Annotated in this window: 14 protein-coding genes and 3 pseudogenes; 11 read left to right on the forward strand and 6 right to left on the reverse strand. The window is 45.0% G+C overall.

Annotated elements, in window-relative coordinates; translation table 11 throughout:
- Positions 1-17 precede the first annotated feature (17 nt).
- Together ACSQ8P_RS12845 and ACSQ8P_RS12850 are read left to right on the forward strand one after the other, a co-directional pair.
- Positions 18-890 (forward strand): sugar phosphate isomerase/epimerase family protein, encoded by an 873-nt coding sequence (locus ACSQ8P_RS12845; RefSeq protein ID WP_436235540.1) that lies wholly within the window; start codon positions 18-20, stop codon positions 888-890.
- Positions 891-915: 25 nt separating this feature from the next.
- Entirely contained in the window at positions 916-1920 is a 1005-nt protein-coding gene (locus ACSQ8P_RS12850) for an asparaginase (RefSeq protein WP_436235541.1), read from the forward strand.
- 83 nt (positions 1921-2003) lie between these two features.
- On the opposite strand, the gene gdhA is transcribed toward ACSQ8P_RS12850, so the two are convergent.
- On the reverse strand, positions 2004-3374 hold the full coding sequence (gene gdhA / locus ACSQ8P_RS12855; protein WP_436235542.1) for an NADP-specific glutamate dehydrogenase: 1371 nt from the start codon (positions 3372-3374) through the stop codon (positions 2004-2006).
- A gap of 239 nt (positions 3375-3613) precedes the next feature.
- Here gdhA and ACSQ8P_RS12860 point away from each other — a divergent pair, with 239 nt between their 5' ends.
- Positions 3614-4195: a TetR-like C-terminal domain-containing protein gene (locus tag ACSQ8P_RS12860; RefSeq protein ID WP_436235543.1), complete on the forward strand. Its 582-nt coding sequence runs from the start codon at positions 3614-3616 to the stop codon at positions 4193-4195.
- A 54-nt stretch (positions 4196-4249) separates the two neighbouring features.
- On the opposite strand, the gene ACSQ8P_RS12865 is transcribed toward ACSQ8P_RS12860, so the two are convergent.
- The 4 genes from ACSQ8P_RS12865 to ACSQ8P_RS12880 are packed head-to-tail and all read right to left on the reverse strand — an operon-like array spanning position 4250 to position 8475.
- Positions 4250-5386 (reverse strand): GerAB/ArcD/ProY family transporter, encoded by a 1137-nt coding sequence (locus ACSQ8P_RS12865; protein WP_436235544.1) that lies wholly within the window; start codon positions 5384-5386, stop codon positions 4250-4252.
- A 32-nt stretch (positions 5387-5418) separates the two neighbouring features.
- A complete protein-coding gene (locus ACSQ8P_RS12870; RefSeq protein ID WP_436235545.1) occupies positions 5419-5661 on the reverse strand; it encodes a hypothetical protein in 243 nt (80 codons plus the stop codon).
- A 14-nt stretch (positions 5662-5675) separates the two neighbouring features.
- On the reverse strand, positions 5676-6845 hold the full coding sequence (locus ACSQ8P_RS12875) for a Ger(x)C family spore germination protein (protein ID WP_436235546.1): 1170 nt from the start codon (positions 6843-6845) through the stop codon (positions 5676-5678).
- Positions 6846-6894: 49 nt separating this feature from the next.
- The gene (locus ACSQ8P_RS12880) at positions 6895-8475 is read right to left on the reverse strand and encodes a spore germination protein (protein ID WP_436235547.1); all 1581 of its coding nucleotides are present in this window, start codon (positions 8473-8475) and stop codon (positions 6895-6897) included.
- A gap of 176 nt (positions 8476-8651) precedes the next feature.
- Between ACSQ8P_RS12880 and ACSQ8P_RS12885 the strand changes: the two are divergent.
- A pseudogene (locus tag ACSQ8P_RS12885) lies at positions 8652-9014 on the forward strand (SDR family NAD(P)-dependent oxidoreductase); the annotation flags it as partial.
- Positions 9015-9018: 4 nt separating this feature from the next.
- On the opposite strand, the gene ACSQ8P_RS12890 reads toward ACSQ8P_RS12885, so the two are convergent.
- Positions 9019-10692, reverse strand: a complete 1674-nt coding sequence (locus ACSQ8P_RS12890; RefSeq protein ID WP_436235548.1) for a GMC oxidoreductase — start codon at positions 10690-10692, stop codon at positions 9019-9021.
- 75 nt (positions 10693-10767) lie between these two features.
- Between ACSQ8P_RS12890 and ACSQ8P_RS12895 the strand changes: the two are divergent.
- The 7 genes and pseudogenes from ACSQ8P_RS12895 to ACSQ8P_RS12925 form a co-directional block, all read left to right on the forward strand.
- Positions 10768-11520, forward strand: a pseudogene (locus ACSQ8P_RS12895) (ThuA domain-containing protein); the annotation flags it as partial.
- Positions 11521-11604: 84 nt separating this feature from the next.
- Positions 11605-12633 (forward strand): annotated as a pseudogene (locus ACSQ8P_RS12900) (aldose epimerase family protein); the annotation flags it as partial.
- 261 nt (positions 12634-12894) lie between these two features.
- A complete protein-coding gene (locus ACSQ8P_RS12905; RefSeq protein ID WP_436235549.1) occupies positions 12895-14019 on the forward strand; it encodes a glycoside hydrolase family 88 protein in 1125 nt (374 codons plus the stop codon).
- 116 nt (positions 14020-14135) lie between these two features.
- Positions 14136-15170: an ABC transporter permease gene (locus ACSQ8P_RS12910; protein WP_436235550.1), complete on the forward strand. Its 1035-nt coding sequence runs from the start codon at positions 14136-14138 to the stop codon at positions 15168-15170.
- 43 nt (positions 15171-15213) lie between these two features.
- On the forward strand, positions 15214-16089 hold the full coding sequence (locus ACSQ8P_RS12915; protein WP_436235551.1) for a carbohydrate ABC transporter permease: 876 nt from the start codon (positions 15214-15216) through the stop codon (positions 16087-16089).
- Between the two features lie 124 nt (positions 16090-16213).
- The gene (locus ACSQ8P_RS12920) at positions 16214-17890 is read left to right on the forward strand and encodes an extracellular solute-binding protein (RefSeq protein WP_436235552.1); all 1677 of its coding nucleotides are present in this window, start codon (positions 16214-16216) and stop codon (positions 17888-17890) included.
- Between the two features lie 104 nt (positions 17891-17994).
- On the forward strand, positions 17995-21561 hold the full coding sequence (locus tag ACSQ8P_RS12925) for a polysaccharide lyase 8 family protein (protein WP_436235553.1): 3567 nt from the start codon (positions 17995-17997) through the stop codon (positions 21559-21561).
- Positions 21562-21777 lie beyond the last annotated feature (216 nt).

Below are 21777 nucleotides of genomic sequence, written 5' to 3' on the forward strand. Positions count from 1 at the left end.
GCAGAGGTGAATAAGCATTGAAAATCGGTCTTAGCACATATAGCTTGCTGGGTGCATTAAAAACTGGGGAGATGACAGTCTTAGACGTCATTCAGTGGATTTCGGATCACGGCGGCGAGCATATGGAAATCGTCCCCTATGGCTTTACACTTATCGATAAACCCGAGCTAGCAGCTGCAGTTCGTGAGAAGGCTAAGGAAACAGGTATCGAACTATCCAACTATTCGATGCCGGCCGACTTCGTCCAGGAGACGGAAGAGGCTTTCGAAGCTGAGATAGAGCGAGTCAAGCAGCATGTTGATTTGGTCAAAAGCCTTGGCATGACACATATGCGGCATGATGTGACTGCCTTTACTTTACCGCCTGAAAAGATGACACTTCAATGGTTCGAAGCGAATTTACACGCGATGGTAAGAGGGAGCCGCATCATAGCCGATTATGCTTCCCAATATGGGATTACGACGACCATAGAAAACCACGGCTTCAGCGTACAGGCAAGCGATCGTGTACAGCGCGTTCTAACGGAGGTAAATCGCCCTAATTTCAAGACGACATTGGATATTGGCAATTTCATGTGTGTAGATGAGCAGCCGCTTATCGGTGTGCGTAAAAATTTACCCTATGCGTCACTTATCCATGTGAAGGATTTTTATTTCAGACCGTATGATGAGCATCCCGGCGAAGGCGCATGGTTTACAACGGCGAATGGCAACTATCTAAGAGGAGCGATTGTTGGTCAAGGAGATATCGACATGCGTCGAATCATGAAGCTCATTAAGGATTCCGGGTACAATGGTTATCTTACCATTGAATTTGAAGGTATGGAGGAATGCAGGGAAGCCTCGAAGATCGCGATGGACAATACAAGGCGGTTGTGGCAGGAGGCATGAGGCATAGGGAGGTACTAAGCTACGAATGACGAATGCGGCATTGCTTGTAGAAGAAAGGCGTGGGCATCTAGTGGAATGTGAATTTTGGGGACATGTGGTTGGGATCGACCTGCAAGGTAACATTCGATATCAGGTAGGCGATTCATACCATGTCACGTATTTACGATCGGCGGCAAAGCCTTTCCAGGCGATCCCCTTTTTTCGCAGACAACTTCATAAGAAATATGGCCTAACGTTGGAGGAACAGGCTGTTCTGACAGCATCTCATCGAGGACAGTCATTTCATGTGAACACTTTAGAAGCATTGCTAGATAAGCTTAGTTTAAATGAAGGGCAATTGGTTTGCGGGGCATCCTATCCCTTGCATACGCCAAGTCATTATCGGCTGCTGCATGATGGTCATCTGGAAAGGAAACTCTATCACAACTGTTCAGGGAAGCACTTATGCTTGCTTGCGGTATGTCAGGCAGAGGGATATCCACTTCAAGGCTATGAAAAGGACGACCATCCGCTGCAGCAGGAGTTGCGTGCGATCATATGCGAAATGGCGGGGCTTAACAGGGATCGCTTACAGCTCGGCATAGACGGCTGCGGTCTTCCTGTTTACGCGATGCCTTTGTATCATGTGGCGCAAGCATTTCAGAGGCTCGCACATCCCGAAATCATGGAGGATGCTGCTACTTCTGCTGCTGCACGGGACCTGACCACCGCAATGAATGCCTGCCCGGATTGGGTATCAGGGACGGGGCTCATCTGTCCAGCGTTGCTCCGGGACGCGAATATTGTTGCGAAAGGCGGAGCCAAAGGCATATACGGCTTTGCGCTGAAACGAGAGGGATTGGCTTTTGCTCTAAAGGTTGCAGATGGGAGCGAAGATAAGTGGGCGTATATCGTGGCCGCCATTCTTTCACAAATTGGATACGAAGATGGAACTACAATTGAGCGACTCCGGGAGTTGTGCCCGGATGAAATTCTTAACAGCTTAGGGGCTGTGGTTGGGCGACATCGAATCGGATTTCAACTGGCATAAAGGAATAATATTTGGATGAAAAAGGAGCTAAGCGGCTTGAACATGCTTAGCTCCATTATTAGTTTTAAGCGGCTTTTGGCGTCTTAAACGACACCTTGAGCGATCATGGCGTCGGCCACTTTGGTAAAGCCTGCAATATTGGCGCCAACTACGAGATTGCCGGGATGGCCATATTCCTCAGCAGCTTGGACGGCGCTTCTGTATATATTTTTCATAATCGTATGGAGCTTATCGTCCACCTCATGGAACTGCCAGGAGTATCTCATGCTGTTTTGCGACATTTCTAGTGCGGAAACGGCAACACCGCCTGCATTCGCTGCTTTGGCTGGCCCAAACAAAACGCCAGCCTGCAGGAATACATCAATCGCTTCTAAAGTAGATGGCATATTCGCGCCTTCCCCTACGGCTTTTACCCCATTACTTACAAGAAGTCTTGCCGACTCCTCATTGATCTCGTTCTGTGTTGCACTAGGGAGCGCAATGTCGCATGGAATGGACCATATGCCGTGACAACCTTCATGATAAGTCGCAGTCGGATGTTCCTTCACATACTCACTGATTCTCGTCCGCTCAACTTCCTTCAGACGTCTAACAGTCTCGAGACAGATTCCGTTTTTATCATGGATATAACCATTGGAATCGCTGCAAGCAATGACCTTAGCGCCTAATTGTACTGCTTTTTCAATGGAATAGGTAGCCACATTGCCGGATCCGGAAACGACGACTGTGCTTCCCTCGAAGCTAAGGCCCTTAGATTTCAGCATCTCATTTACAAAGTAAACACAGCCATAACCAGTCGCCTCTGTACGGCCTAAACTGCCGCCATAGATAATGCCTTTCCCCGTTAACACACCAGACTCGTGAGCACCGCTAATTCGCTTATACTGACCGAACATATAACCAATTTCGCGCGCACCTACACCAATGTCTCCAGCTGGCACGTCAGTGTCCGGCCCAATATATTTATAAAGCTCAGTCATGAAACTTTGTGTAAATCGCATAATTTCATTATCTGATTTTCCTTTGGGATCGAAATCGGAGCCACCTTTACCGCCACCGATCGGCTGGCCAGTAAGGGAGTTCTTGAGTGTTTGCTCAAATCCAAGAAATTTGATAATGCTAGCGTTAACGGAAGGATGAAAACGCAAACCACCCTTGTAGGGGCCAATTGCACCGTTAAATTGCACACGGAAACCGCGATTCACTTGCGTAATTCCTTGGTCATTTACCCAGGGTACTCGGAACGTGATTAAACGCTCTGGCTCCACGAGCCGCTCAAGAATTCCGTGTTTCATGTACTTCGGCTGCTTCGAGAGAACAGGAATTAAAGATTCGATAATCTCTTTAACAGCTTGATGGAACTCAGTTTCATTCGGATTACGTTTGACTACGGTTTCGTAAATGCCATGTACATATTCTCTTGCAGCTACTTCATTGTCCACTTGAACTAACACACTGTCATCCACCTTCGCATTTCAAATATAATAAAAAAGTTTATTAGTATAGTTTTACCTTATTCGAGCCATTTGGGCAATCAAAATTTACATGTCATGTAAGCTTACGAATTCGTGTTACTAAAGTGCTCATTGGATTAAATTTACATATTGTAGTATACTTTGCGAAGTGTGTATTAGAATAAAGTAATCACTCATGTTGATGTACTTAATACGTAATAGAAAAGGAATTTGAATGCATGGATAATCGAATACCCCGTATAGATCCTCGGATCCTCCGAACACGTCAATTGCTTAAAGATGCTTTTGTCGAATTACTTCAGGAGATGGACATCGAGAAAATATCGGTCAATCGCATGGCAGAGCGCGCCACCATTAACCGTGTTACCTTTTATCTGCATTATCGAGACATTCCGGATATGCTGGAGAAGATGGCGGATGAAATGATCGAGGACGTTAATCGAATTTTGAACAATGCTTCGGCTTGTCAGGATTCTACTAAAGAAGACTGGCCGATGTTGGTGAAATTGCTCGAACATTTTGCAGAACATCCTAAGTTTTATAAAGTCGTACTCGCCTCGAGACGTACTCCAATCTTTACAGAACGTATGTTAAGACTGTTAACGGAATTGATAACGGCAAGAATAGAGAAAATGGGGGATGAATCCATTTTAGCTAAAGCAGGTATTCAAAAGGACATTGCCATTTGGTATGGATCTTCAGCCTTGATCGGAACGATTGTTGCTTGGCTTCGAAAGGATATGCCGTATACCCCGCATTTTCTAGCAAAACAATTTATTTTAATGCGTTCACTGTCATAAAAATGAGTTGAGTCGAAGGAGATGAGCATCGCCTTCCGTGATGTAGCGGTAATATTAGGTTAACTCATCGTGCTCTGTTTGTGAGGGTATTGGTGATTTAACCTTTTTTCTTATTGCTGCTGCTGCAGTAACGACAAGTAACGGCAACAAATAAGAGTAAGTGGCCCATAACGCATGAATGACGGAGACCGCATAAATCCAAGGGGTGGCTCCATTTTCAATTTGATGCAGAGAAAAGAGAAAGCAGATTAGCGCAAGAGGAAAGACAAGGATTCGATCGTCGCGAAGACCGAAAAATTTCGTGAGTGTCAAATTCAATATCAAGAGGGTGATCGTTGCTTTTATAAAAGAAGTCATGATCAAGGAGATGCCGATCAGAGACTCAATTCTTTGAATGACTTCAAGCAGGTCAATGATTCGGGCGACCTCGAACATCGAATATTTTCGTTCGCCAGCCATTGGACCGAACACCAGTATGGTACTGAGCGTTACGGCTATTAAAAAAAAACCATTCAAAAATAAGGCGAAATACATGCCTTTCTTTACATGTGGCCGATCTTCTTTACGCACGTAAGGAAGCAGCATAGCCATAAGCACAAGTTCGACATAGGGGAAACCATATGAGAAATATGCACCAAGAAGGACTGGCTTGATGCCATCCGGCAGGATAGGGAGAAGATGATCAACCTGATAATTATTGGAAGATAATACAAGAATAAGAATGACGAAACTGAGGACCAACGCCATAGGAACAAAGAGCATTCGGGCGATCGTCTCAATCCCTGAACGTACGGTTAGAGCGATGACAACAAATACAGTAAGTACAAATAGATACAACGGGGTTTCGCGCAACATGGAACTTGTCATAAACAACCCAATATCGAGGACAATTCCAGATGTCATGTGGAATTGAAACGAAATGAAGGGAATAAAAAGAAGGATTGTCATCCATTTGCCGATTAAAGCCTTGCTGGTTTCTATGAAAGTAAGATCTGGAAATTTTTGGTACAAAAATAGAATGCAGGATAGGAACAATACGCCAGCAGTTATGGAGAGGAGAAGGGACATCCATGCTCCGTTTTTGGCGTAGCCGATTAGGGGTCCTGGGATATTTACGATGGAAGATCCCGTCATGAACGAAAAAAATAAGACTACCATTTGTGAGGAGCTAATCTGTTCCTTGGCTTTCATCACTACACCCCCGCAGTTGCGATTTCGATTAGTTAAGAGGGAACCTTTAAAAATTCAACAATGCGACGGGCAGGATCACTAATGAGTACAGCGGCGGCTTCTTCCAGAAAAGGCCATTTCAGGTTAAATACATAACTAATGCCGAGATAAAGAGAAATCAGCAGCATTGCGGAATAAGCAATGATCTCGCGACTGGTCAGCTTTTTAAGTCTCGGTATATCTGCCATTGAAAAAGTCGCGTAAATCATAAGCAGCAGGAAGATCTTGATCGACATTGGTCTTGTCCCTTCTATTTTTGGAAAATTGGATTGCCGATGGATGTTCCGCTGTTGATGACCTTAACATCAACTGAGATATCAAACTGAGTGGTTGCAAAGCGGTCATCCCATTGCGGTTTCCATTCCTTCCACAAAGTCGGTTTTTTTTGATAAATTTTGTTGCCCAGGCCGATGGCATCGAATTTATTTTTTTTTAACCAACGAGTTGTTTCTTCAATTCGTTGTTTGATCGTCTCCTCCACTTGTTTGGCAAACTTTATTTCATCATCTACCGCTTCCAGGTTAGAGCAGGACAATTCCATGAGAGCTATTTCTGCGTTAACCTTAACTTGAACTTTCAGCGAATCCTCATTCATCACAGTAGGCTGCCATTTACTTCTGAGGGAGATGATTTCAATGACTTCATTGCTCTGTTTGGGCTTGGACGGATTCTGACAGGGGACTTCAATCATCCCACTTCTATATTTGTTAAGAAGCATTTGTACCATTTCTACGTTAGATGGTTCCATTTTACCCACATATTTCCCTTTTTTAAGCATGGCAACACCAGCAATGTTCGTGACTGTCTTTCCATCTTTGGATAAATACAGATAGGGAACTGTAGCATTACCGACCTCGCTTTTCATTTGCAGACCCAGTTTCAGCAAATTGGTATCTATTGTTTTGCCGCTGGTATATGCAGATGATTTTTCGCTTTGAAATAATTGTTGACTTATCGTATTCTCGATGATCGGCTTAATATTCAAATATTTGTCAGCTCTTCCTTGTGTGATCATGATGGAAACTGTCAGCCGGGGCTCGTGATCCCGATAAAAAAATTCGAGTAAAGGGAATATCTCCTGTTCACGAGCAAGCTCTTCTCCGATAATAATCAGACGGGTATGACTCCATTGGGTTTTGCGACCGAGATTAATGGGAATATCCCGAATGGCTCTGGGAAGGGTAGCCGCGACTGTCGTCACATTGGCATAGCTTTCATTGGTCGATTTACCGCCAATCGAACCAAGACCCTGGGTTGGCTTAAATACTTGAGTAGTCAGCGAAATATCCCCATTTCCGGCTTTATCCAAAGCAATCCCCATCACAAACCCTTTCTCAGGAAGCTCAGCCCGATCCCAGCAGCCGGTCAAGACGAAAAGTGCCGATAAGCTTATGAACAATATCCATATCTGCCTTTTCATGATGTTTGTTCACTCCTGTTTTACGAGTTGGATAGTTTCCAAGGATGCCTTAACGAGGGTTTCGCGGTGAGCGCATTAATATACGAAGGGGTGCACGAATGAGCGTATCCTTCATTTGTGCTGGTCTAAAAGGAGCGAGCGAGCCTAGATAAGGTTGGCCTAAAGAGCGTAAATTCGCCAAGTGAAGCCAAATGAGCATGAATGCGATTAATATGCCGAATATGCCCAACGCTGCTGCGAATAGCATGACAGGGAACCGTAAAATACGCAGTGCTATGGCCATGTTATATTGGGGTACGGCAAAAGATGCAATGCCGCTTAGGGCAACCGTGATTACCATAATCGGGGATGCGATGCCGGCATTGATGGCCCCTTCTCCGATTACAAGCGCACCTACAATGCTCACCGCTGATCCGACTGGACGCGGCAGACGAATTCCGGCCTCCCGAAGCAGTTCAAAGAAAAATTCCATAATGAATGCTTCGAAGACAGCGGGGAATGGAATCCCTTCACGGGAATTAATAAGGGCGAGCAGGAGAACGGTCGGAATCAATTCTGGATGAAAAGTGGATAAAGCAATATATACACTGGGCAAACCCACGGCAATAAATAAGGCTGCGAATCGCAATATACGGATAAGACTCGCAACCACGGTTCTTTGATAATAATCTTCGCTGGATTGCAGCAATTCGGCTAACAAACCGGGACAAATCAGCATGGATCCTGTCCCTTCAACCAACACGACAATTTTCCCTTCTAGTAAGGAGGCAACGGCTACATCTGGTCTTTCGGTGTAACGGTATTGAGGAAAAGGAGAGTACGTTGAATCTTCAATAGCTTCCTCGATATACGAGGTTTCTAATATTTCTTTGCCTTGAAGACGAGTCATTCTCCTTTGAAATTCGGCTAACATGTCCGGATTGACCGTTCCCTCCAAATATCCATAGGCAACTCTCGTTTTCGTTTGCCCTGAGACGGGTAGCATTTCAATTTTAAAATCCGGGGTCTTTAACCTAAGTCGCAGCATGCCTAAATTTTTTGATAAATTTTCAACGGTGCTTTCGCGAGGTCCTTGAACGACCGGTTCAGTGACCGATTCAGTAACTTGTCTGGTTTCAAGACCTATGGCGTGATAACTTAGGGCTTTGTTCCATTGGTCAAAGAAAATGATCAGACTGCCAAATAATACGTTATTTATGGCCTCATTAAAATCTTCAATTAATGAGGCACTTTGCGCTGATGCGACATGATGGCTGAAAAAATAGTCAATATCGTCTGGAGTAACCATCGTTCCCGGTCCAATTTCTTGTGTGATCAGATCCTGAAGCGATTCTTTAAAGAAGTTATGTTCTTTTTTCTGAATCAGTGAGTCCGAATAGACGGAGAATGCGGCATACTTCATTTGTGGACCGTAGCGCCACTCCAGGATGACAATGTCGCTGCAGTGATTGAAAACGGACTTCACTCTCACCAAGTTGTCCAATAAATGTTCAGAGATAGCAGTATCATCAACATCTGCAAGTGCTCGTTGAGACACAGGGGTAATTGTAGAAACCGGTTCATTCTGAACGGTATGCAAAGGCGTATTGTCACGATAACGTCTTTGAGTAAGCCTTTTGAATAGGTTCATGAGACAAGTCCTTCCTTGAGAATTGTATTATTTTCCCCAAAATACTGGAAAGTAATTCGCAGGAAGGGCATTACTGTAAAATTTTTAGGCTATCACCCATTGGCGCAACGAAGAATAATCTGTAGGGAACTAATGCTAGTGGAGACGTTCATTATGCAAAATAGCTATGGTGAACTGAAGACCCCAATCATATCGGAAACGGAAAATTACGAAATAAAGTGGCGATTATTACGGGGGGAGACAGCAGTATTGGACGTGCAATTGCCTATCTTTTTGTCAAGGAGGGCGCGGATATCGTTGTCGTTTATTTGAATGAGCATGGAGATGATGACTTTGACCGAGCTGGGAAGCATTGATATTCTGATCAATAATGCCACCGAACAGCTTGAGCGTACGTTGAAGAATTAATCGATTATTCCGCGACGAAGAGAGCAGTTGCCTCCTTTACCCGCTCAATAGCGTTATCGCTTATCAAGAGAGGAATCCGTGTTAACGCCGTAGCGCCTGGAAAGACGTGGACTCCTCTTATTCCAGCATCGCTGCTTACTCTTGTAGCGACTTAATAATGTAATCCGCTGTCCGAATCGCCATAGCCATAATGCTTAAGGTAGTATTCGCTGCACCGATGGAGGGCAGCACGCTGCTGTCCGCTATGTAAAGGCCAGATACGCCGTGAATTTGTCCGTATCTGTTCGTGGCGGAAGTATTCGGGTCATCCCCCATCCTGCATGTTCCTGACTCGTGGTTATCGGTTCCGATCGGCATTAAGCAAATCTCGGGAACACCGTTCTTGGTGGTTGCCAGGTCCAACTTCATAACGCTGGCAGCTTGTTGTAAGGCTATCGACATCTGTCGAATAACCGCTTCATCCTTTTCACTATATGCGAAATTGACTTGTATTTCTGGTACACCGTATTCGTCTCGACTGCTCGGATCCACGTACACTCTGTTTTCGTAACGTGATTCCACCTCGCCGGAAGCGCCGAAAAAGCTGATTTTCCATATGTCCTTGATCGGCTTTTGTTCGTATTGATAATTAAAAAATTGTTCCGGTCCTTGTAATTGAAGCTGATAGGGTTGCCCCATAAGCTCCGGAATGATAATACCCAATACACCTAGCGGCTCAGAGAATCCTCGGGTATTTACGCTTGCTGTGGCAATCAAGTACGAATGGTTAATGAGATAACGGCCGATTGCTTTTCCTGGAATCTTAGAGTTAAGCAATATCCGAGGGGTTTGTAATGCACTTGCCGATAAAACGACCGTTTTCGCCTTAATGAAATGGGATTTCTTATCTGGGGTCATCACACGAACTCCGACTGCTTTGCCACCATCCGTTACCACTTCTGTAGCATACGTATTAACGGCCAAATCAAAAGGACGTCGAGCTAATGCTCTCGCCAAAGCAACAATGGAACTGTAAAAAACGTTTGAATGAATTTTACCGAATCTGGTTTGATCCAGATCGGCGGCGACTGGAATATCTGCTGCATTGTAAAAACCGTTTTCCCGAAGACGCTTGAGCAGGATTTGGGTAATCGACGAATCTTTCGTATAAGAGCGGGTGACGCTCATCAATTCTTCAGCGATATTGTAATAAAAATTCATTTCTTGGATGGAAACCGGCCATTTGGCTATGACGTGATCAGACATGCGCGGAGTGATCGCCCCCCAGAGCAAGGTTCGTCCGCCTAAAGCATAAATAAGCTTTGCGCCGGGATATTGCGGGAGCCGATCTCCAATCGGATAAGTTATTTGGTAGGGTCTTAAAATTCTAAAGTTATCGCCATTTATAGTTGCTATATTCATTGCATTGGTTGGCAGGTAACTGTCTCCTCTGTCCACGATGCCAATCTTCTTTCCGTTGTCCCCCCACTGTTCCGCCAACCGCCATAGGGCAGCTGCTCCACCGGCTCCTGTCCCCACAATAAGCACATCGTATTCGATTTGAGCCATTTGTTCTGCGGAAGTGAGGGGAATCCACTCGCGAAGAAAATCCGACTCTGGCAGAGGCGGGCAAAATTCCGTAAAGATTCGGTTTTCGGCTTCAGGCATGGTCATGGAAGGAAGGTTAACGCGCTCACCTGTGATAATGGTATCGGGCCTTGCGATATGTGGATTAACCGACATCATTTGCAGTAATCCTACCTGGAATTTTTGAGAAATTTTAATAAGGGTATCCCCGCGATCGGCAATATAGATCTTCAATATAATCACTTCCTTCTAAATAACATATATGCTCCCAATACTTAAATTAATAACGTGGTATATGAAAAATGGAGGGATGAAAGGATGAAAGTAAGGATTGGCAGCGGACAGATGTTTGAGATGAAACCGATCCGAGTTACCATATGGAATGAATTTATTCATGAGAGAACAGACCCGCAAGTAGCCCTCATTTATCCAAAAGGAATTCATCAAGCGATATCTGCTGGTATTGGACCGTACGGATTTCGAATTCAAACAGCAACCTTGGATCAGTTGGAGCACGGATTAACGACGGAGGTGCTTAACCATACGGATGTATTGATTTGGTGGGGGCATCTGGCTCATGATGTGGTATCGGATGAGATCGTCGATAGAATTCAAGCAAGGGTATTGCAAGGCATGGGTCTCATCGTACTTCATTCTGGCCATCGTTCGAAAATTTTCCGAAAATTAATGGGGACATCATGTGATTTGAAATGGCGAACAGTTGCAGAGCGGGAAAGGTTGTGGGTTGTCGACCCTTCTCACCCGATTACAGAAGGAATTGGCGAATTTATCGAATTGCATTCGGAAGAGATGTATGGAGAGTTTTTTGATATCCCTGCTCCCGAGGAGCTTGTATTTGTCAGCTGGTTTCAAGGAGGAGAAGTATTTCGCAGCGGCTGTACCTATAGGCGTGGACTTGGGAAAATTTTTTACTTCCGGCCAGGACACGAAGAATACCCTACCTATAACAACAAATATATTTTGCGGGTTATTGCGAATGCAGTGAATTGGGCCGCGTCACCCCATGGAGCAGAACCTGTGTACGGATATATGCGACCGCTTGAGAAAATATGCAAAGAAGTGCCTCATTTACCCGCTCAGACGAATATGGCTTTCGGCAGCATATCCAAGCAATATTTCGGGGAAACCCCTGAGGGTGAACAGGTATATCTCTATACATTAACCAATAAACACGGCATGCAAGCCTCCATCATGACTTACGGCGGGATTATGCTGACCCTCAAAGTACCGGATCGGGGCGGTGCAATGGCAGATGTCCTCCTTGGTTATGGGACGTTGGAAGAGTTCCTGCGAACCGGGAATAAACCATACTTCGGGTCGGCCATTGGACGATATGCAAATCGCATTGCAAAGGGGCAATTCATGCTAGACGGTGTGACCTATCGGCTATCCGTTAATGAACCACCAAATACGCTTCACGGCGGAAAAAGGGGATTTAATAAAAGGGTTTGGGCATCAGAAGAGGTCTACCACGATGACGCAGTTGGAGTTGCACTATACTACACGAGCAGAGATGGTGAAGAGGGGTTCCCAGCTAATCTTGGTGTAAAACTTATTTATACGCTGACAGACAACAATGAGCTCATCATTGATTATGCAGCTATGACAGATAAGAAGACCGTTGTAAATCTGTCCCATCATAATTATTACAACTTGGCAGGCGCGGGCAACGGGAATATTCTTGGTCATGTGCTTACGATTCATGCCGATCGGTTTACGCCGATTAAGCCAGATCTCATTCCGACAGGGCAAATTCAAAGTGTTGCTGGTACACCGCTTGACTTTCGGAACCCGATAGCTATCGGTGCACGGATCCACGCCAAAGATCCACAGATGGAGTATGCAAGAGGTGGTTATGATTTTAATTATGTCCTGAATCCAAGCGGTGCCGCTATGGTTAAGGCAGCAAGCGTCTTTGAACCAAATTCGGGCCGGCTGATGGAGGTCTATACCACACAGCCAGCTGTGCAGTTTTATTCAGGAAATGATCTGGATGGAAGTGAAATCGGGAAGGGTGGCATAGCTTATAACCAATATGCCGGGCTTTGTTTGGAAACCCAACATTTTCCTGACTCGCCTAATCATCCTAATTTCCCTAGTACTGAATTGCTCCCAGGTCAGATTTACAAGCAAATATCCATCTATAAATTTTCAGCGTATTGAGACTATGGACGAAAGTGTATAGCTTGGTTTGACTTTGATTCGGGAGGCTCAAAAGAAAGAGGTCTCCCGTTTATTATTGTCTAGGGATAGGACGAGTATATGTTCCACAGAATTTCGGATTCCTTTACGAAAGGAGCTGTTCCAAAATGATGGAGTCAGCAAGCTCACACCAATCCTGTTAACCCAACGAAAACATGTATATTGAGCCAACTGTTCGATGTAGATATGCTTGGGACATTCAACGGAGGGAGTGGACAGAGAATGACACAAGAACAATGGATAAGAGACGCCTGGGAACAAGGTGTCCGTAAAGTAAAGAACACGAGCCTGCGAGTAGGTGCAGCATTTCCTCACGGATCGAATGAGGGACAATTTCAATTGACCTCACCACATTACTGGACAGCTGGCTTCTGGCCAGGGATCTTATGGCTCATTTATCAAGATCACCAAGATGAACAATTACGTCTCTTGGCAGAGCGTTGTGAAACACAAATGGATGCGGTAATCGAGGCCTATGAGCCCCTAGATCATGATATGGGCTTCATGTGGACGCTAACTTCGATAGCGAATTGGCACCTCACAGGCAACGAGCAGTCCAAACGCCGAGCTATGAAGATTGCCAGTCATCTGGCGGGGCGATTCAACATCAAGGGAAGCTTCATCCGAGCGTGGAACAGCCCAGAACGCGTAGGGTGGGCGATCATCGATTGCATGATGAATTTGCCGCTGCTCTACTGGGCGTCGCAACAAACAAACGACCCTCGCTTTAAGCATATCGCAGAGGCGCACGCCGGAATGGCAGCCAAGCAGTTTATTCGCGAGGATGGCTCCGCGTATCATATTGTCTGCTTTGACCCAGAGACGGGTGAACGCACCGGCGCTCTCGGTGGCCAAGGCTATGCGGAAGAGTCCGCATGGGCACGTGGTTCGGCATGGTCAATCTATGGCTCGGTGCTCAGCTACCGCCATACCAGCCGTGCCGACTTACTGGCAGCAGCGGAGCATGCAGCCTCTTTCTTCCTAGCACACTTACCCGAGGATAAGGTGCCGTATTGGGACTTCCGATTGCCTACCTTCGAGGGGGCATCGCGCGATACGAGTGCCGCAGCGATTGCGGCAAGCGGACTTCTCGATCTTGCAGGAGTATGCGATAGAGATCGGGCACTCTTTTATATGGAACAAGCGTGTGCGATCTTGCAGTCCTTAGCAAACCATTATTCGGCAGATGATTCCGAAGAAGCAATCTTGCTCTCAGGTACCGGCAACGTGCCGATGAATCAGAATATCAATAAGCCGCTCATCTACGGTGATTACTATTACATGGAAGCATTGGCGAAACTGCAAGGACATTCTTCTTTCTGGGAAATAGGAGCATCCAAAGCCTAATATAGCAAGCATTATACGCATGTATATCCCAAGAAAAAGTGTATATCAGACAGCAAAAATCCGCGATATATAAGCCTGTTAACTGATCGAAATCATGTATATTGTACGGATGACGGATGAGCAGGTACGATGAGTTCAAATTACAGAGCAAGGAAGTGACACCGATGAGTCAGACACTCCCTCCTTCAACATCAGCGATGGTTAATCAGAAGGCGAGTACAGAAAAAAACAAAAGTAATTGGCTAGTAAGGAAGTACGGCAAACGCGTATTAAAACAGAACATTCCGTTATACATCATGTTTGTGCCTGTCATCCTTTTCTTCCTTATATTTAAATACTACCCGATGACGGGACTCGTCATTGCCTTTAAGAAGTACAGCTTCATTAAAGGGATCTGGGGCAGCCCTTGGGCAGGCTTGGATAGCTTTAGAATGATTTTTCAGACTAAGCAAATTTTTGGAATCGTGTGGAACACCTTAAAATTAAGTGGGTTAAGCATCATCATTGGTTTCCCCATGCCTATAATATTAGCTCTGCTGTTAAATGAAGTTTGGAAGATTCGGTTTAAACGGTTGGTACAGACGCTGGTCTATCTGCCGCATTTTCTCAACTGGGTCATTGTTGGCGGCATTGTTGTTACCGTCTTTTCGCAAAGCACAGGTACACTCAATCATCTGATTGAAAGGATTTTTGGGGAGACATATCCGTTCTTATATAAAGAGTATTCCTGGATTGCCATCTTTCTGGCGTCGGGTGTGTGGAAGGAAGCTGGTTGGAACGCGATTATTTATCTCGCTGCACTGACAGCCATTGACCAAAGCTTATATGAAGCATCGAGCATTGATGGGGCCAATAAATGGCAGCAAACCATACGTATTACATTGCCTGCGCTTCTGCCAACCATCATTATTATGTTGATTCTGAAGATTGGACATCTGATGGAATTAGGGTTTGATCAAGTATTTGTCCTACAGAATAACGCCGTCTCTGAAATCTCCGAGGTTATTAGTACCTTTATGTACAAAATCGGTATTCAGCAGGCGAATTTCAGTCTTGCGACAGCAATGGGATTGTTTGAATCCTTGGTTGGTTTAATCTTGGTGCTTGCAGCCAATCGCATTGCACGCAGCTTCGGACAAGGCTTATGGTAGGCGAGCACATAACGCACTGACAAACGTTAAGAAGGAGAAGCTTATGAAACATACACGAGGAGAGAAGGTATTTTACGCCCTCAACTATATAGTTTTACTGATCATTGGTCTCAGTTGTTTGTTACCTATCGTTCATATTTTAGCGCTGTCACTTAGTGATAAGCATGCGTTAATGTCAGGAACGGTTAGCTTTTGGCCTGTTAACTTGAGCTTTGATGGCTATAAGGCGCTGTTCAAGGAAAGCCCAATCATCAAGGATTTTACCAATAGTGTGATTATTACTGTGGTAGGGACATTCCTGAACATGGTATTCACAATCCTAGCTGCATACCCCTTGTCAAAGCGTTATTTTATCGGACGCAATTTCTATTCATTTGCTATTATTTTCACCATGATCTTCTCAGCGGGTCTCATTCCTACGTATTTACTAGTCCAAAAATTGGGGCTCATCAATAGTTACGGCGCTCTGTGGCTGCCTGGTTTGATTACGGTGTGGAATCTCTTGGTTTTGAGAAGCTTTTTTGAAGGATTACCGGAAGAGTTGGAGGAGGCTTCGCGTATTGATGGATGTTCCGAATGGCGCTTGATCATTCAAATCGTGTTGCCATTGTCATTGCCAGTCTTAGCTGCATTATCCCTGTTCTATGGGGTCGGACACTGGAACGCTTTCATGAATGTGCTTATTTATATCAATGATTCCGAAAAGCTGAATTTAGCGGTACTCATTCAACAAATGATTCAGAATCAAAGCTTGATGCAGGAATTGACACAAACACAGCCAGAAATGGCCGCAATGATTACGCCGGAAGGTGTTAAAGCGGCAGGTGTCATTGTGATGACATTACCGATGTTGATCGTATATCCATTCTTGCAACGATTTTTCGTCAAGGGTGTTATGATCGGCGCTGTGAAAGGATAATGGTAAATTTTTGAAGGGGGTGATGTGAAGCGCTAAACATGATAGTCTTTAGTTTACAAGTAGATGTATTCATCGGGGTTATCTTAAAACTGCACGTACATAACTTGAGGGGTGACTTATTTATATGAACAGAATTAGCAAAAAGAAAGCGGCATCCATTACCTTAGCTTTGGCAATCTCAAGCACGACGCTACTTGCGGCTTGTGCATCGGATAAAGAAAAGACAGATAGTGCAACAACGACGCCAGGCGCTGCAAGCACGGCTGCCGCAAGTGCGAAACCAGCAGGACCTAAGCCGAAAATTACGGTTTCTATTTATGATAGAAACAATGTACCTGAAGGGGAAGGAACGATAACGAATAATCGCTGGACAAAGTGGATTAATGAGAATGCACCCGTGCAAGTTGAGTTTATCCCTGTTCCACGTACGAACTCTTCGGAGAAGTGGAACGTCCTATTCGCTGCTGGTCAAGCTCCTGACTTAATCATGGAATTCTCGAATCCCTATATGAAGGATTTGGCGTCCAAAGGGCAAATTATTCCGATTGATGATGCCATTTCGAAGTATTCCACGAATTACAAGAAGGTAATCACAGGCAATGAGACTTTACAGAAATTAACGAGATTTAATGGCAAAACGTTCTTTTTCGGTCGCACTTTGCCATTTTCAGCCAACCATTATGTGATGATTCGTCAGGATTGGTTGGATAAATTGAAGCTTCCAATGCCAAAAACTACAGAAGAATATCTCCAAGTAGCCAAAGCGTTCACAGAGCAGGATCCTGATGGTAATGGCAAGAAGGATACTCTGGGTTCGACGTTCTACGATGTGGACTATTTCTTCCAATTAGGGCAAGCAAGTGATGAGACATTACCGATGATCACGTCCTATCATCTGAACAATGATCAATATGTACGGACATGGGATCGTCCAAAGGCAGATCTCGCGTTTAAGAAAGCTCTATATGATGCGGGTACTGTAGATAAAGACACTTTCACAGATAAAAATGGTGCTAAAATGCAGCAAGATTGGGTAAATGGCAAGCTTGGCATTTATGGTTCAGATGTGTTAGAAGGTGCTAAAGGATTTGAAGTCTACAATACGCTGATCAAAAATAATCCGGATGCAAAAGTAACGATTTTACCGCTTCCGAAGTCTGAATTTGGTCAATTCTCACCTGCAGGTGCTGTACCTATGCAATTTACATCTGCTATTAATGCAACAGCCAAAAACGTAGAAGCCGTTGTGAAATATGTCGACTGGCTAATGACACCAGAAGTTCAACAGACGTTAATGTATGGAATTGAAGGCGTTCATTATAAGATGGTAGATGGTTGTCCGAAACCAATAGATGCTGAGAAAAACAAGAAAGAATTAACTTGGAATGGCGATTTCCAAATGATGTCTCAAACAGGTACAATGGGCAAATGTGTGGATTATACGAACCAATTGGATCCTTCGAAGCCGAATGATAAAGCGTATATCGAGCTGATTAAACAAGGTAGAGCGGCTTATATCACACCGGATCGCCCAACAACGTCAGAAATCGTACTTCCAATTACATTGACGGATGATTTGACGGTCATTAAAAACACGTTGAAGAATACACTAACGAATATTTATACAAAAGCAGTTGTTGGTGGAACAGGTTATACGGTTGATCAAGCGATGAAAGATGCACAAGATGCTTGGGACAAAGGCGGCGGTAAGAAAGTCGATGACTTCTATACAAAAGCCTATACAGATAACAAAAAAGACGTTATCTTCACAAAAGATTACTATAAATTGTTGACGAAATAAGAAATAGGGAATTCAACTAAGTCATTCATCATGCGCTTCCTTCCTGCAGCAAATATGTTCGGGAGGGAAGCATTTTTTTTTTTACAACAGAAAGGGGATTATTAATGTTTAATAAATTCCGTTTATTGAAAGCGCTTTTATTGGTTCTAGCTATGATTGTTAACCTAATTGCACTGCCAATGAACCCTGCCTATGCCGCAGATGAGTATGACACATTGAGATCGAAAATTTATAATTTTACCACTGGTGGCCCGACGTACGATCCGGTTGATCCAGACATCAGCGGAAAGATCACCAATATTACGACGCTTGCTCAGACAAACTGGGATACGATGAATAAGAGCGCAGGAAGAACCTACCTATGGAGTGACATGGCAACAACAACGGAATCGGAGCATGTTTCCGGAAGCTACCAACGGTTAGAAGCAATGACGCTGGCTTATGTTACTAGAGGTTCAACGCTTCAGAACAACGCAACTTTGCTAGCCGATATTAAAAGTGCCATGGATTGGATGTACACGAACCGATATAACACTAGCGTACCGTTTAGAGGCTATGACAATTGGTTTGATTGGCAAATCTCTTCGCCACTCAGTATTAATAACATTACGACATGGATTTATTCTAGTTTAAGTTCGACACAGATTAACAATTGGCACGCTGTCATCGATTATCAAGCCCTTACTTGGGGAGCTGGGCTGACCGGAGCTAATCGCGTATGGGCTTGCAACATTAAAATTACAAGCGGGATTATTGTTAAGAACAGCGCCAAAATTATCGAAGGCAGGGACCAACTTAGTTCGGTATTTGATTATGTGACTTCCGGTGAGGGCATGTATAGCGATGGATCGTTTCTTCAACATACCGCATTAATTCCTTACAACGGTGGATATGGCATAAGCTTAATTGATAATTTGACGAAGGTCATGTATATCGTAGCAGGTTCTACCTGGGACATTACGGATCCAGATGTGGATCATATTTATCAATGGGTTTATGATGCCTTTGAACCGCTATTTTATAATACCTCCATGGTTGATATGGTCAGAGGACGAAACATTGCAAGAAAAGCCAGCGATGATATGGGGTTAACGTCAATGGGAGCGCTTGGAGCTTCCGTGGCAAGGATGGCTTTGTCCGCTCCATCCGCTGACGATCGTGCAGCGTATAAATCGATGATTAAAAAATGGATGACGGACGCAACGTCTCCTACCAAGTATGCCGATTTGGTTATGATCAGCTCTATCGTGCAAACGAAACAAATCATGAGCGATCCATCCGTTACTACGAGAGATGCGCTTGTCATTAACAAACAATACCCGAATATGGCTAGGACCATCCACCATAGACCAGGATTTGCTTTTGGCATCAGTATGTCATCCAATAAAATCGGGAATTTTGAAATTGTTAATAATGAGAACTTAAAAGGCTGGCATACTGGGGACGGGATGACTTATCTCTATGATTCCGATTTGACGCAGTATAAGGATTCTTACTGGCCTACCGTAAACAGCTATCGTTTACCTGGCACGACAGTTAATCAGAACACGACAGCAGCAGCGAATGCCAAAAATCCGAATTCTTGGGTCGGAGGCACGGAAATATCCGGACAATACGGGATCACAGGTATGCAGTACACAGCTAATAGCGCCACACTGACAGCGAAGAAATCATGGTTCATGTTTGATGATGAGATTGTGAGTCTTGGTGCTGGTATTACGTCTACAGACAACAAAGTTGTGGAATCCATCGTCGAAAATCGTAAGCTTAACAGCAGCGGCAACAATGGGCTTACTGTAAACGGTACCACAAAATCAACGGAGTTAAGTTGGACTGAAACCATGACTGGCGTGAATAAGATTCACTTGGCCGGGAATGTACCAGGTTCGGATGTTGGTTACTATTTCCCGACAGCGGCGACAATCAAGGGAGTGCGCGAGGTGCGAACAGATTCATGGTCGAGCGTTAATCAGTACTATACAGGTACGGAATACACGACGAACTATACACGCAATTTTATGAATTTGTGGTTCGATCACGGCACGAATCCGACAAATGCTGGGTATGCTTATGTACTGCTGCCAGGTAAGTCCAGCGGGCAGTTGGATACGTATGCAGCTAACCCGGACATTACGGTGATTGAGAATTCAACCGCTGCACAGGCAGTGCAAGAAAATGCACTTGGCATTCTAGGTATTAACTTCTGGAATGATGCTTCGAAAACAGTGAGCGGTGTCACCAGCAACAAGAAGGCATCCGTCATGGTCCGTACAACCGAGAACGGAACGGAAGTTTCCGTGTCCGACCCCACTTTGGCTAATACGGGCACCATTCAACTTACGCTTGCGCAAAATCTGGGGCCGGTTGCTTATAAAGATTCACGCATAACAACCAGCACGAGCGGCGGTACGACTACCCTCACAGTCAATGTGAATGGTGCTGGCGGTAAAAGCATCAAGGCGTTTTTTGCAACGCCTACTGGCGTTCCGATTGCCGGCTACACGGTAAACGAAGATTTTGACGACATGCTGCCTGGCGCGCTGACCGGTCAAAATGGCTGGATTTTCAATAACGCAGGCGTGGCTGAGAATGCCGTTGTTGTGCAGAAGGAGAATGGCGTGAGCGGGGACAAATCGCTGAAAGTAACGACAGGCTCAACAAGCGGAGGTGCCGAAGCTTACCGACTGTTTAATGCGCCTCAAGGCGGGTACATCACTGCCGAAGCTACTGTGACGGCTGATGACAGCAATTGGAAAAATGCTTTAATCATCGCGGACAACAGCTTAACTGCCAATAACGTAGCGGCTCAATTGGTCATGCAAAGCGGCAAAATTTGGGGCTACAACGGCAGCACCAAAACGGATGTCTTAACAGGAATCAGCAATGGCCAGCCTTATCGCCTGAAGATCGTGATGAATGCGTCAAGTAAAAAATACGACGTCTACGTCAACGATGCACTGCTCGCCTCGGGTTGGAATTATCGATTCTCGGGCGTGACCGTGCTCGACAAGTTCTCTACCTCCATCGCAGGCAATGCCAGCTCGATGAGCGTAGACGATGTGAAAGTATCCTATAAGCCACTTACTTTAACGAGCTTGCTTGATGAGAACTTTAACAGCATGACGCTCGGCAATCTGAATGGGCAAGGCGGTTGGGTATTCGACAACGGCGGCATCACGGGGAATACGGGAGTGGTACAGACGGTGAGCGGATCGAACAAAGCGGTTAAACTGACAACAACGTCCACTTCCGGCAAAGCCGAAGCCTATCAGGGGTTTACCGCACCAGCAAACAGCACGGTCATCGCAGAAGCGACTGTAACCGCTGATGACAACAACTGGAAAAATGCCTTAGTCATATCTGACAGCAGTCTCACTTCGAGCAACATTGCCGCCCATCTCATCATGCAGAACGGCAGAATCTGGGGCTATAACGGTGGTACCCAAACGAACGTGCTGACCTCGATCACGAACGGGGAATCTTACCGTCTAAAAGTCATCATCAACACAGCAACGAAGAAGTTCGATGTCTACGTGAATGGCGAGCTGCGTGGCTCACAGTGGAACTATCGCTATACGGGTCTGACCAAGGTCGATAGGCTGGGTTCAGCCATTGGCGGCAACGCAAGCTCGATGAGCGTTGATGATGCCAAGGTGAGCTATAATCCATAATTTGCAACAAAGGAGCCTGAGGATACCTCAGGTTTCTTTGTTTATCACGCATGCATGTTAATCCTGCAAAGAAATGTAGATTGATGAGGTGTAGCAAACTCGGTATGTTAAACCTGAGCGGGCAGCACGAAGCCGGCAGCTACGTTGGAAGAGATGAATATCCGCAATATCGAACTATACGTTTTGAATGATATCCGATAATGAAGGAAGTGTTCT

The organism is Paenibacillus sp. LjRoot153 (assembly GCF_964253085.1).
Taxonomy (GTDB): Bacteria; Bacillota; Bacilli; order Paenibacillales; family NBRC-103111; genus Paenibacillus_E.

Coding starts and splice junctions, on each gene's coding strand:
- ACSQ8P_RS12905 (WP_436235549.1), top strand. CDS start 12,895: ATGACACAAGAACAATGGATAAGAGACGCCTGGGAACAAGGTGTCCGT.
- ACSQ8P_RS12920 (WP_436235552.1), top strand. CDS start 16,214: ATGAACAGAATTAGCAAAAAGAAAGCGGCATCCATTACCTTAGCTTTG.
- ACSQ8P_RS12880 (WP_436235547.1), bottom strand. CDS start 8,475: ATGAACCTATTCAAAAGGCTTACTCAAAGACGTTATCGTGACAATACG.
- ACSQ8P_RS12875 (WP_436235546.1), bottom strand. CDS start 6,845: ATGAAAAGGCAGATATGGATATTGTTCATAAGCTTATCGGCACTTTTC.
- ACSQ8P_RS12910 (WP_436235550.1), top strand. CDS start 14,136: ATGAGCAGGTACGATGAGTTCAAATTACAGAGCAAGGAAGTGACACCG.
- ACSQ8P_RS12865 (WP_436235544.1), bottom strand. CDS start 5,386: ATGAAAGCCAAGGAACAGATTAGCTCCTCACAAATGGTAGTCTTATTT.
- ACSQ8P_RS12870 (WP_436235545.1), bottom strand. CDS start 5,661: ATGTCGATCAAGATCTTCCTGCTGCTTATGATTTACGCGACTTTTTCA.
- ACSQ8P_RS12925 (WP_436235553.1), top strand. CDS start 17,995: ATGTTTAATAAATTCCGTTTATTGAAAGCGCTTTTATTGGTTCTAGCT.
- ACSQ8P_RS12850 (WP_436235541.1), top strand. CDS start 916: ATGACGAATGCGGCATTGCTTGTAGAAGAAAGGCGTGGGCATCTAGTG.
- ACSQ8P_RS12860 (WP_436235543.1), top strand. CDS start 3,614: ATGGATAATCGAATACCCCGTATAGATCCTCGGATCCTCCGAACACGT.
- ACSQ8P_RS12915 (WP_436235551.1), top strand. CDS start 15,214: ATGAAACATACACGAGGAGAGAAGGTATTTTACGCCCTCAACTATATA.